At 68.6% G+C, this 11520-nt stretch carries 10 protein-coding genes and 1 pseudogene; 4 read left to right on the forward strand and 7 right to left on the reverse strand.

Features of this window, described 5'->3' with window-relative positions; genetic code table 11:
* Positions 1 to 270: 270 nt before the first annotated feature.
* Positions 271 to 552, reverse strand: a complete 282-nt coding sequence (locus IH09_RS00345; protein WP_205380085.1) for a hypothetical protein — start codon at positions 550 to 552, stop codon at positions 271 to 273.
* A 351-nt stretch (positions 553 to 903) separates the two neighbouring features.
* On the opposite strand from IH09_RS00345, the gene IH09_RS00350 reads away from it, so the two are divergent.
* Positions 904 to 1683, forward strand: a complete 780-nt coding sequence (locus IH09_RS00350; RefSeq protein ID WP_052853168.1) for an SDR family NAD(P)-dependent oxidoreductase — start codon at positions 904 to 906, stop codon at positions 1681 to 1683.
* A 733-nt stretch (positions 1684 to 2416) separates the two neighbouring features.
* Here the strand turns inward: IH09_RS00350 and IH09_RS00355 are convergent.
* The 4 genes from IH09_RS00355 to IH09_RS00370 all read right to left on the reverse strand — a co-directional run bounded on the left by IH09_RS00355 (position 2417) and on the right by IH09_RS00370 (position 6313).
* Positions 2417 to 3142, reverse strand: a complete 726-nt coding sequence (locus tag IH09_RS00355) for a tRNA-dependent cyclodipeptide synthase (protein ID WP_052853169.1) — start codon at positions 3140 to 3142, stop codon at positions 2417 to 2419.
* 22 nt (positions 3143 to 3164) lie between these two features.
* Complete coding sequence (locus IH09_RS36430) at positions 3165 to 3485, reverse strand: DUF6092 family protein (protein WP_110951962.1); 321 nt, start codon at positions 3483 to 3485, stop codon at positions 3165 to 3167.
* Positions 3442 to 4059 (reverse strand): nitroreductase family protein, encoded by a 618-nt coding sequence (locus IH09_RS00360; protein WP_110951963.1) that lies wholly within the window; start codon positions 4057 to 4059, stop codon positions 3442 to 3444. Before IH09_RS00360 ends, IH09_RS36430 begins: the two co-directional genes overlap by 44 nt.
* A 1480-nt stretch (positions 4060 to 5539) precedes the next feature.
* Positions 5540 to 6313 carry an HAD hydrolase family protein gene (locus IH09_RS00370; protein WP_052853171.1) on the reverse strand — a complete coding sequence of 258 codons (774 nt, stop codon included), beginning with the start codon at positions 6311 to 6313 and terminating at the stop codon, positions 5540 to 5542.
* Between the two features lie 405 nt (positions 6314 to 6718).
* Between IH09_RS00370 and IH09_RS00375 the strand changes: the two genes are divergently transcribed.
* Positions 6719 to 7444: a vWA domain-containing protein gene (locus IH09_RS00375; protein ID WP_052853172.1), complete on the forward strand. Its 726-nt coding sequence runs from the start codon at positions 6719 to 6721 to the stop codon at positions 7442 to 7444.
* A gap of 13 nt (positions 7445 to 7457) precedes the next feature.
* Positions 7458 to 8396, forward strand: a complete 939-nt coding sequence (locus tag IH09_RS00380) for a helix-turn-helix domain-containing protein (protein ID WP_190233166.1) — start codon at positions 7458 to 7460, stop codon at positions 8394 to 8396.
* Positions 8397 to 8790: 394 nt separating this feature from the next.
* Here IH09_RS00380 and IH09_RS00385 read toward each other — a convergent pair whose 3' ends face one another.
* Entirely contained in the window at positions 8791 to 10158 is a 1368-nt protein-coding gene (locus tag IH09_RS00385; protein ID WP_110951964.1) for a M64 family metallopeptidase, read from the reverse strand.
* 325 nt (positions 10159 to 10483) lie between these two features.
* Here IH09_RS00385 and IH09_RS00390 point away from each other — a divergent pair, with 325 nt between their 5' ends.
* Entirely contained in the window at positions 10484 to 11179 is a 696-nt protein-coding gene (locus IH09_RS00390; protein WP_052853174.1) for an MFS transporter, read from the forward strand.
* On the opposite strand, the pseudogene IH09_RS36440 reads toward IH09_RS00390, so the two are convergent.
* Positions 11167 to 11373, reverse strand: a pseudogene (locus IH09_RS36440) (helix-turn-helix domain-containing protein); the annotation flags it as partial. The gene IH09_RS00390 and the pseudogene IH09_RS36440 sit on opposite strands and share 13 nt — an antisense overlap.
* Positions 11374 to 11520 lie beyond the last annotated feature (147 nt).

The following is an 11520-nucleotide window of genomic DNA, read 5'->3' on the forward strand; positions in this document are numbered from 1 at the left end:
CGGCTCCCGGTGGGCTGAGGTTCGTCGGCCGGGGGCGGAGTGGCAGGCCCGCAGTTGCCGTCACTCCTGGGCCTCGCGCGTAGCTACCGGCCGGGAGGGCGGCAGCTGGGTCCGGTTCAGGGCCTCCCTCTGACTCTTCACCGGCCCGAGCCGGTCCCCGATCTCGGCCCGCGCCGGTCCCCCGGCCCCGACACCGCGCCGGGGGACCGGTGGTATCCCGGACCCCCGGCGTCGGATGACGTAACACAAGCCGCCGGCGGCGCGGAAGGGCTACGCCAGGGTCGGCAGCAGGCCCGTCACTGGGGCCACGAGGTCCGTCAGTTGATGCAGCTCGCTGAGGTCGTGGAGATGCTGGAGGCCCATGAGCTGGCCGGTGACCGTCGGCAGCTGGCCCCGGTATGCCGCGGGGACGGGGGTGACGCCGAGGCTGTCGAGTTCGCCGAGCACGGACACTGAAGGGAGCTTAGGGGCGGGCGCGGCGGCGGAGGCGGCCGAGGCGGACGGCGCCGCCAGGCCGGATGCGCCGATGGTCAGGGCGAGCGCTGCGTACATACGTCGAGTTGAGATCACGCTTTCACAACCGGTCGGGGGCGCCGACGGACACGGGATACCGGTGGCATCATCCGGCTGGCCGGTGCCCCGGAGTGAAGGCCGGGGCGCGTGTCGCTGGTGAGACCGCAGACGCTCCGGCACCCCGTCGCCGCACCGCGCAGCGCCGCCGGAGTCGACGATGAAGCCTCGGCTGGGCGGTGAGCAGAGTCCCATCCTCGGTGGGTGCTGGGTGCTGGGTGCTGCCTGACCGTCCTCGATCGGTCGCCGTCGGGTGAGGACGCCGCTCCGGCCGTGGCGACATCCCGGTGGACGCGCTGCCGGCGTCGCGGACGCGCTGTCTAGTGTGCAGTCATGACAACGCAGGCATATCTCTCCGAAATGTTCTCGCTGGACGGCCGGGTGGCCATGGTGACCGGCGGCAGTTCCGGTATCGGCCGGGCTGTCGCCGAGGCCCTCGCACGTGCGGGGGCCGGCGTCGTGATCGTGGCACGCAAGGAGGCGGAGCTCGCCGTCGCGGCCGACGAGCTGACGGCCCATGGCTGCCGGGCGGCCTGGGTGAGCGCCGACCTGGGCACCCGCGACGGCGTGCGCGCGGCGGCCGAGGGAGTGGTCGACGCGTTCGGTGAGCCCGACATCCTCGTCAACTGCGCCGGAATCAACCTGCGGCCGCCGATGGGCGAGCTGGGCGAAGACGTGTGGGACACCACGATGGCGGTGAACCTTGAGGCGCCCTACCTGCTGGGGCAGCGGTTCGGTCCCGGCATGGCCGAACGGGGCTTCGGACGGATCATCCACATCACCTCCCAGCAGGCGCATCGGGCGTTCGTCCAGAGTGGTGCCTACGGCGTGTCCAAGGGAGCGCTGGAGTCGCTGGCCCGTTCACAAGCCGAGGCATGGTCGCCGCACGGCGTCACCTGCAACACCCTCGTACCGGGTTTCGTCATGACGCCGCTCAACGCGCGCCTCTCGTCCGACCCCGAGAAGGTCGCGGCGCTGGCCGAGCGCACGATGGTCGGGCGCAACGGGCTGGCGGAGGACTTCGCGGGCGCGGCGGTGTTCCTGGCGAGCGGTGCCTCCGCATATGTCACCGGGCAGGCGATTTTTGTCGACGGTGGGTTCTCCGTTCACTGAGTCCGACACGGGAGGCGGGTGTGGCTGGGGCCGTCCGGGTGTGACGGCCTGTGCCGTCGTGCGGTCAGTCGTCCGCCGGCTGTGCCTCCCCGTCGGTGCGGACGACACACGGGTGCTGCCGGGGCGGGAGGGTTTCGCCGCAGCGGTCGCAGACCGTGCGTGGCCGGAGCACGGTGCTGCAGTCGTGCTCTCACGCTGTCGGGGGGCTCTCCGTTGGTCGCGTAGCGGTCGCCCAGTCCATGAGGCCGCGCAGTACGGGCTGCAATGCGCGGCCCGCTTCGGTGGGTGCGCCTGTACCGCTCTTTGGCCAGGACACCGGACTCGACGAGTCCTCATCAGCCGGCTGGCGAGAATGTCCCGGCCGACACCGGTGTGCGCGGCGATCCGGTCGAACCGGTGCACTCCGAAGAAGACCTTCCCGCAACGCGACGAGACTCCGGCGTTCGCCGATGATGCCGAGGGCGATGGCGATCGGGCAGGGCGATATCGGATGCAGAGGTTCGACACCGATCGCCCTCCGTCTGCCGGTGCCATGCCGCCAAGGCCCCCGTCCGGCCTCCTATGCCGATGCCGATGCCGACGTGGGCTGTGGGTGGGCGCCAGGTGAGTGACCGGGACGGGTCGGGTCGGGTATGCGTCGTGTCGGCCTACTTCTGCCGTCCCGGCCTGCTGGGCTGCGCGTGCGGAGTTGCCGGCCGAGGGTGTGTGCAACAGGTCGACCGACGGCGCCGTCTCATGTGTCGGAGGCGGCCAGCGAGGGGGGTCTGACGACGACGTAAGCCTGTCCCTGCGCGGCGCAGAACCCCGTTGTCTGCTGGGCGAGATGTTGGGAGACAGGAGTTCTCGTGTGGTACAGGAGCACCGAGGTGGAGACGCCGAAGATGCTCGGAGAATCCACGAAGAGCGGGGCTTCGGCCTTGAGGTAACTCAGTCCCGCGTGCACTTGCTCCGCAGTGACGTCGCTGCCGCCGCCCGGCCGGTGCTGGACGATCTCATGCACCATGGTTTCGCAGATCGAGGAGAACTCCTCGTCCTCTTCGATGGCCCGATCCGTCTGCTTTTCCACGGTTCGGTAGATTGGCAGCTCCATGATTTCGGAGAGGGCCCGGACGCGGAATCGTGCGGCTTCGGGGCCCAGCCTCTCCAGTGCCCGCCGGATTCTGCGCCGTACGTCCTTCAGTGTGGCTTTCACCGACCGTACGGCGCTTTCCGGGACACGGCCGTCCGCGATGAGCATCGAGTCTATATGGGTGTCGACGTATACGACATCGACTTTGGCGAAAGAATCTTCCGCCCACTCCATCAAGGCGGTAAGGCGGTCCTGGTTGAAATAGCCATTTCCTGCACTTACGCCTATGAGTGCATGCTCGCCGCGCTGCCAGATGAGCCGGCTTCTGTCGCTGAGCGGCTCGACGTACATTTTGCTGTCTGGCGTCGTTAAGAGCGGATAGGACTGCATGGCGGATATTCTTCCTTTCCTTTCAGGCGGTTTTGAGTTCCTTCAGGGCGCCGGCCAGCTGTAGGCAGAGATCGTCCAGGATTTCGGGGAGATGTAGATCACCGCCCATCGGCGAGAACATGACTTCGTCCAGACGGTGTCGAATCCCGGACAGCTGGGGGGTACTCGCCCCGGCCTGCTCCAGAATTCCCAGCGTCCGGCGGGCGGCGTCTGCGCAACGATAGGCGCCGTAGTCCGCCGGCTCGTCCAGGAGCCCCCGTCCGCTGCTCAGCAGATAGGCGGCAAGAAGGGCGATTTCCTCATGCAGCCGATCCTGTGGCAGCGTCTTTTCCCCAGATTTCATAGCTGATTACCTCGTTCTTGTCGCGGCGTTCGGAGGGTGTGAGCTTCTGTGCGGGACGGCCGATGGGGACCATCAGGATCGGTTCGATCGGGGTCGGCAGATCGAGCAGGAGCCGCACCGCCCCTTCCCGGAAGCTGCTTACGGGGCAGCCGCCCAGTCCCAGCGCGTGCGCGGAAAGGAGGAGATTCTCCACCGCCATGGCCACGCAGAGCTTTGAGGTCTGGTAGATCTTCTGTGAAATATTGCCGGAGAGGCCGTCCGTGAGACGCCTGTCGAGACATGCCACCACGACGAATGCGGGCGTTCCGATGATCCCCGGAGAGAATGCCCGCAGGAGTCGCACGCCAGCCGGTTCCCGCACCACGACGAAGGACCACGCCTGTTTGTTGGACGCGGTGGGTGCGGCGAGCATGCATTCCAGCAGCTGCTCGATGAGCGAGTCGTCGACCCGGTCGGGTGCGTAATTTCGGACCACGCTCCGCGAGCGGAGCACGTTCAGTGTTTCCGGCAGCGTTACCGGAAGTGTTCTCGTCGGTGTTTCCGCCGGTACTTCCGGTGAGGAAATTTTCGGCATCACTTCCCTTTCTTTCGGGCAACCCCTTGGCCACCGGGGGATCTCGGCGATATCTCGGCGGGATTCGCCAGGTTGTGCAGGTGTTTTCGAGGGATGTGTGCGTGAGAATGTATGTGCTTCGCCACCTCCGCCTCCACTATCCCGACAAACCCGTTAAGACCTGTGCGCCACAGCAAGCACAGGAGGCACATGTGTACCGCGAGATACCTGTTCAGGCAAGGGAAAAGTGGACAAAATAACCTTTACGTGATGCGGAATTAACCATTCGGCAAGGTGGCGGATGAATGGCTCAAATATTGCTTCCGCTCGCCGCCCGGATCTGAGGGTTGTCCGGGGGCTGCTGTCCACGACCGCTGTCACGTCACGGGCGAGAGGGGCTTGGCGCCGTCGGGGTCATCACGGCCGGCATGGTCGGCGTAATCACGGCGCCGAACCGTCCCAAAAATCTTAACCCTGTCCACCGAACCGCGCCTGCGCTGCCGCATCCGGCTGGTGAGGCCGGAGACCGGCCTGCGCCACGGTGCCACGACACCGATCCCGACGGGCCGAAATTCGGCCTCCGGCCAGCCCGGCGTACGGCCATCGATCCTGGTGCGCGAATCGGCTCGCCGGCCTGGACGGTCGCCGCGGCGGTCGGGCTCGCGGCGGTACTCCAGCGGTGGGATGCGGCGTTCACCGTCGTACGGTCGGCCGGTGCGGCCTACCTGCTACCGCTGGACGCGTAGGCGCTCTGGACCCACCAGCGGTCGGGTGCGGTCGCCGAGTCCGGGGATGTGCCCTCGGCGGCGGAGGCACCGGACCGCTCCGCCACGCGCCTGGGGTCGGTACGCGCCTTCCGGCAGGGGCTGTTGAGCTGCCTGCTCGAACCCAAAGTCGGCACCCTTTCCGTGGCGGTGGTGCCGCAGTTCCTGCCCGAGGGGTACTCGGTCCCGGGTCGGCGCTCTCCCTGGGGGCGGTCGATGCCGTCATCGCGGCGGGCTGGCTGCTGCTGGTCGTCGTCTGCGTCGGTCGACTCCTGGAGCGGCTGCGGGGTCCCCACCTACACCGCGACTTGGAGCGTACGACGGGCGGGGCGCTCGTCGTGCTCGGGGTGGGGACGGCGACAGAGACAGTCGCGGGCTAGCTGGAGCGAGGATCCCGGCGTCCGTCGAGGGATCCATGGCCGGAGCCGGACGCGCACGGTTGCAACCTGCAATAGCCACGGTCCCGTGGAAGACGTAGGCGCGCTCGGCAAAGCGTGTGGCCATGGCCCGAAAGCCCTTGAAAACATTGACCGTTCACTCGACTTCGTCGAGGCGCCTGCACATCGTGCGATCGAAGGCCGCGGGCGGACCGCCCGTACTGCCTCGGCGTTGGTGATCGGTCCACCGGTCTCCGCGTTTCGGGGATGGTGTGGTCGATCCATCCGCGTCACAGGAACGCCGATTGCGGTGGGAGCCGCACGCCACTTCACCGGATGCTGCGAGTTCACCAGGACCGCTCAGACGACGACCCCGGCCGCCTGGGCCAGCAGGGAGATCTCGGCCGCGACTGCCACCGGGTCGGCCGCGACGGTGACCTGGGCCACGTCGTCCAGGCTTGAGTGTGCGCCGACGCGCACCGCACGCTCCGCGTTCCGCAGGAGATCGAAGTCGTTGATGTCGTTGCCGAACGCCACGTACTCGCGGATCTCCATCGAGGCCAGGGCCTCCCACTTCGTCGTCGAACCCGGGGCGAAATCTATGATCGCCTCGTCGAGGTGGTGGTTGACCGTCAGCCCGAGCCTGCGGCCGGTCTCGGCGAGTTCCGTCATGTCCGACGCGCCGACGACGAGGAACTTCACCACCTCGGGAAGCTCGGTGAGGTCCACCCTGCGCGCGAGGTCGCCCTGATCCACACGGCTCCGGATCGGGTGATCGACAGGTCCGGTGTAGGCGTAGTCCCAGGGGCCGTCGGCGAGGTAGGTCGCCTCGTACCGCCCGGCCGCCTCCAGCAGTGCGCGAAGTCCGGCAGGATCGAATGCGGCCCGAGCCCGCACCTGACCGCCGGCCGAGACGAGGCTCCCGTTCCCGCCGATCAGGGTGGCGGACGCGAAGGCCCCGTTGAGCACCGGCAGAAGGTCTCGGACGGGGCGGGCGGACGCGAAAACCAGGTGATGGCCGGCGCGTTCGCATTCGCCGAGCGCCGCGAGAATTCCCTCGTCGATCGTCCGCCCGTCGAAACAGAGCGTGCCATCGATGTCGAAAACCACGGTGCGGGCGCGAAGGCTGAACATCACCGGATGATATCCGGCTGACCGGCGATGCCGAGGTGATGCCGATGTGATGCCCGCAACTGTGCCCGTGCCTCCGACCGCCCGGCCGGGCAGCTCCCTGCCCTGGCCCCGGCCCCGGGGCACCACATCGTGACCGGTACGGCGCGGGCGTACGACATACGACATGGGAGTACGGCACGGGCGTACGGCGCAGGCGCAGCTCCATCCGGCATGTGGGGAGGGCGGCATCCTGGTCCGGACCGGGTGACGTGGTCCGTCGCACCCGCAGGACAATGGTCCACGTGGTGAGCCCGGTGCCGTACCAGCCGGGTGAGCTGCGGCAGCCGGGGCGCCGATCCCGGAGCCGACCGTACAGCTGCCGGCGCCATGGGCCGGCCGTCCCGCCGGTGTACCAGGAGGCATCAGATGACCAGTCCCGCGATCAGCCTGACCAAGGTGCAGGAGAGGGCCCCCGGCCTGGTCAGCCTCTACAAGAGTGCCGCCGTCAGTCTGCGCAAGCGCTCCCTCCAGGGCGTGCGCGCGGCCGTCTATCTGGTGCTCGACCGCTCCGGCTCGATGCGCAACTACTACAAGGACGGCACCGTCCAGCACCTCGCCGAACAGGTTCTGGGCCTGTCGGCGCACCTCGACGACGACGGCACCGTTCCGGTCATCTTCTTCTCCACCGATATAGACGGCACCGCCGAGCTCGACCTCGGCAACTATCAGGGCCGCATCGAGGAACTGCACAGTGGTCTCGGCCACATGGGCCGCACGAACTACCACTGGGCCATGGACGAAGTCATCGACCACTACCTGGCCAGCGGCTCGTCCGCTCCGGCACTGGTCATCTTCCAGACGGACGGCGGGCCCACGAGCAAGTTCGCCGCGGAACGCTATCTCTGCAAGGCGGCCACGCTGCCGATCTTCTGGCAGTTCGTCGGCTTCGGCGACCCTGACGAGCAGGAGTTCGCGTTCCTCCACAAGCTCGACGACCTGCCCGTTCCGGCCAAGCGCGTCGTGGACAACGCGGGCTTCTTCCACGCCGGACGTGACCCCCGCAGCGTCAGCGACGACGTCCTGTACGACGAGCTGCTGCACGAGTTTCCCAGCTGGCTGACCGCCATCGACAGTGCGGGAAGCATGCAGTGACGAGGAGCATGCAGTGACGAGGGATTCGGCCCCTCGCGTCCGCGGCGGTGACGGCGCGGCGGCCGGGGCCGGCCCCGCGGGTGGGCTCCGGGTCTACGGGGTGTCGGCTGCCGTGGAAGGCCAGGGGACGGGCCGGAGAGGCGATCCGGGCGCGGGGCACGGCGGGACGGTGCCCGGATCACCCGATGTGCGGTTGCGTGACTACGTGCACGGCTATGTCGGTTTCGGGCCCACGATGGGGCTGCCCGCCGTACATCGCGTACTGCCGGAGGTGGCGGTCATGCTGGTGCTGGACTTCGTCGCGCGGCCGTCCCGCCTGGTCACGGCGGAGGGCGGGGCGGCGCGCATGCCGTCGCTGCCCGTCATCGGCCTGCACGACCGCCCCGTTCTGGTGGAACACGGCGGCTCTCCCCGCGGTGTGGCGATCGGCCTGACACCACCTGGTGCCCATGCCCTGTTCGGCGTCGCGATGAGCGAGCTGGCCAACACGTATACGAGCCTGGCCGATTTAGTGGGCGGCCGGGCATGGTGTCTGGTGGAGCAGCTGTCCCAGCTCTCCCACTGGCAGGCCCGCTTCGCGCTGCTGGACCGGACACTGGCTCAGTGGCTGGCGGGCACGAACGCGCCGGTGGCCACTGTGCTACGGGCCTGGCGGCGGCTCACGGAGTCCGCCGGGCAGCTGACGATCGCCGGACTGAGCGACGAACTGGGCTGTAGCCGCCGCTACCTGGAGATGCGGTTCGGCGAACAGGTCGGTCTGCCGCCCAAGACCGCGGCCCGGATCCTGCGTTTCAAGGGTGCGGCGCGCATACTCACCGCAGCCGGCCGCGGATCCTTCTCGGAGATCGCGGGGCGGTGCGGATACAGCGACCAGGCGCATCTCAACCGCGACTTCCGGGCACTGGCCGGCTGCACACCGACGGAGTTCCTGCTCCGGCGGTCGAGTGGCTGACACGGGCGGGCAACCGGTCCGCCTCGGACCCGTTCGCATTTTTCCAAGAGGCCGTCGCACCCTGCGGCCTACCCTCGGGAGAGTGGGCCTACGGGGGTGGTCCACACACCCACTCAGGAAGGCCGCACCGTGGGCGGAACCGTCCGCCCGCCGGCTCCCGTCACCGCAGCACCGGTGACGGGAGCCGCAGTGGTGCCGGCCATCGACCCGCAGGGCATGGCGCGGCCTACCGGGCACATGCCCATCTGCGGCTCCTCGGTGGCGGTAGCGGGCCGGGCCGCGTACAGGTAACGGTGTGCCGCTCACCGGTGCCGGGCGGGCGCGTGGGGCCGGCCCGCCCGGCACCCGGGGCGGCGTTCGAGACAGTGCGCCCCGGCGCGTCGAGGCGGTGTGCCTAGCGGGTGACCTGCCAGCTCAGCGATGCGGAGAGCGGCTTGCGCAGCGCCGGGTCACGGACCGCGTCCGTACCGTCGACGGCCTTGGCCGTGACCGTGTGGGCGCGGCCGTCGGAGGGAACGCCGAGGGAACGCGGTACGACCGTCGTCTTGCCGCGCCAGGCTTTGGCCTCGCGGCCGTCGACGTACCACTTGACCTGCGCGGAGGCGGGCAGCGTGACCGGGATGCGGTCTCCGCGGGACAGTGTGCGGCCGGCGGCGACCGGGCTGCTCAGCACGCTCGCATGGCGGTAGAAGCCCGCGATCATCGCCTCACGGCCGGGGAGGTTGAACTCGCGGCCGAGGGTCCGCATGATCGAGTTCTCGGTGGGGCGGTTGAGGCCGAACTGGTAGTAGCCGCCGCCCTCGTACGCGCCGACCGTGCCGCCGTCCGGCGACTTCTGGCCCATCCAGCGGTACCACTTCTGCTTCCGGGTGGTCATCTGGTCGACGGTGTAGGTGGTGATGTTGGCCGAGCCGGGCTCGGGGCCGGAGTAGGTGCCGGACTGGCCGTAGTCGTACTCGTCGGCGAGTTTGCCGAGCGAGTGACCGGTTTCGTGAATGGCTATCTGTACGGCGTCGGCGTTGTGGGCGGAGGCGGTGGCGATACCGTCGTAACCGACCTTCGAGCTGATGTCGTTGTAGCCCGCGCCGCCGTACTTGGTGGAGTTGGCGAGCACCACGACGAGGTCGGCGGCCGGGGCCTTGGCGGCGTACGACTCGACCTTGCCGGTGTCGACGCAGAGCAGGCGCTCGATGTCGTCGCAGAAGAAGGCGGAGCCGAGGGCGGTGTCGCGGACCGCGTTCCGGTCCGGGTCGCCGGAGACGCCGGACTGCCGGGAGACGGCATCGACGGCCCAGACGTTGAAGAGGCCGGTGTACGAGGCGTACGGCTCGACGGCGGTCATCTTGGCCCACTTGGCGCGGACATCGGCGTGGAAGGTCGCCTGCTGGGCGGCGGTGTAGCCGTCGCCGATGAAGACGACGTCGAGTTTGGTGCCGACGGGGCCGTTCTGCACGATCGGCGTGACCTGGCCGTCGGAGGCGGGCGCGGCCTTGGCGGACCGGGAGAGCGGCTTCGAGGCCGGGATGGTGGTGTGCCGGGGGTGGCCGCCCGGCCCGGTGAAGTACTCCACCTGCTGGGTGGGTTGACCCTGCGGGTCCGGGGGCGGGGTGGCGCCCTGGGCGGTGCTGGTCGCGGCGGCGGTCAGGGCGACGGCGGCCAGGCCGACGGCCGCGGCGGTGCGCAGGGAAGTGCGGAGGGAGATGCGTGGGGTGGCGCGTGCGGAAGTGCGTGTCGAGGCGCATATGGAGGTGCGTCTGAGCATGGGTGATCCTCCTGGAGCCCACCGCAAGGCGGTGAGTTGAACGGGATGCGGCCGCGGATCAACGTAGAGGCTGCGGTGGTTCCAGGCAACGGATGATGCCCAAGTGCTGTGAGAGATCAGAGGGACAGGGGAGTAGGGGGTAGCGGGCAGAGGAGCGCGGGCGGTGGAGCGCGCGGCGGGCGGATTGGGGATGGGCGCGCTCGGGGTGGGCGGGGGCGGCAGGGGCAAGTCGTCCGCGCCGACGGCTGGTTACCTGGTTCTGGTACCGGATGGGTCCAGGGCGGAGCGACCGCAAGCATCTCTCCGCGAAGGTCATTGCAAAGAGATGATTGCTCTCTTACGCCACCGCGCCTTCCGGAACTACTGGATCGGGCAGAGCATCTCCCTGGTCGACGAGGAGATATCCAGAATCGCCCTTCCACTGGCAGCTGTTCTCATCCTTGACGCGCAGGCCGGCGAAATGGGCGGGCTCACCACCACCGCTCTGGTGCCGGCCCTGCTGTTCTCGGTGCCGGCCGGTGCCTGGGCCGATCGCTGGCGAAGTCGGCGCCGCGTCATGCCCGTCACCGACCTCGGCCGTTTCCTGCTGATGGCATCAATCCCGGCCGCTTACGCGTGGGGTGTGCTCGATTTCGTTCAGCTCTGTCTCACGGCCTTCGCCATCGGCGCATTGGGGGTGCTCTTCAACGTCTGCGACAGCACCCTGTATGTATCCCTCGTACCGGCGAAGAGCTACTTCCAGAGCAGCTCGTTGATGAACGGGAGCCGCTCCCTGGCCTTCACCGCCGGCCCGAGCCTCGGCGGTCTTCTGGTCCAGTTCGCCAGAGCGCCTTTCGCCCTGTTCGTTGACGCGCTCAGCTATCTGCTCTCCGCGCTCTTTCTCTTCCGTATCTCGCCCGCGGAGCCGCCGCCGTCGGCCTGGCGGAGAGGTCATTTCACCGCGGGCCTGAAGTGGCTCGTCCGGGCTCCGCTGATGCGGCCGATGCTCGCCGCCGTCGCGAGGCTCAATTTCAAGCGATAGCTCGCGTTGCCGGAGGTGATGCCCAGGCGTGCGGCGAGCCGGGTGGCCGTCGACGGGCCGTAGGTGCGCAGCAGTTCCACCAGTTGAACGCGTACGGGGTGCGCGAGGGCGCGCAGGCCCTTGGCGTCCAGGGCCACCTCCGCTTCGGGGTCCTGGCGCTTCGGTCCGCCCATGCGATCGCTCATGTCCGGCATGGTAGAACGCGGAAGCCCGCCTGCAAAGATTTCTCCGCGGGAAGCTGCTTTCAACGGCTTGCTGCGTAAGCCTGTTTTGGCGTCGGGTAGTTATGCGCAGTGAGGCGGAATGCCGATCCCTATGCGGTTGATGTTGGACTCCTTCAA

This window comes from Streptomyces celluloflavus (assembly GCA_000720995.1).
GTDB lineage: Bacteria > Actinomycetota > Actinomycetes > Streptomycetales > Streptomycetaceae > Streptomyces > Streptomyces celluloflavus.

Bases quoted from the DNA above. Each gene is read 5' to 3' on its own strand.
- IH09_RS00345 (WP_205380085.1), bottom strand. From the start codon at position 552: ATGTACGCAGCGCTCGCCCTGACCATCGGCGCATCCGGCCTGGCGGCG.
- IH09_RS00350 (WP_052853168.1), top strand. From the start codon at position 904: ATGACAACGCAGGCATATCTCTCCGAAATGTTCTCGCTGGACGGCCGG.
- IH09_RS00355 (WP_052853169.1), bottom strand. From the start codon at position 3,142: ATGCAGTCCTATCCGCTCTTAACGACGCCAGACAGCAAAATGTACGTC.
- IH09_RS36430 (WP_110951962.1), bottom strand. From the start codon at position 3,485: ATGAAATCTGGGGAAAAGACGCTGCCACAGGATCGGCTGCATGAGGAA.
- IH09_RS00360 (WP_110951963.1), bottom strand. From the start codon at position 4,059: ATGCCGAAAATTTCCTCACCGGAAGTACCGGCGGAAACACCGACGAGA.
- IH09_RS00370 (WP_052853171.1), bottom strand. From the start codon at position 6,313: ATGTTCAGCCTTCGCGCCCGCACCGTGGTTTTCGACATCGATGGCACG.
- IH09_RS00375 (WP_052853172.1), top strand. From the start codon at position 6,719: ATGACCAGTCCCGCGATCAGCCTGACCAAGGTGCAGGAGAGGGCCCCC.
- IH09_RS00385 (WP_110951964.1), bottom strand. From the start codon at position 10,158: ATGCTCAGACGCACCTCCATATGCGCCTCGACACGCACTTCCGCACGC.
- IH09_RS00390 (WP_052853174.1), top strand. From the start codon at position 10,484: ATGATTGCTCTCTTACGCCACCGCGCCTTCCGGAACTACTGGATCGGG.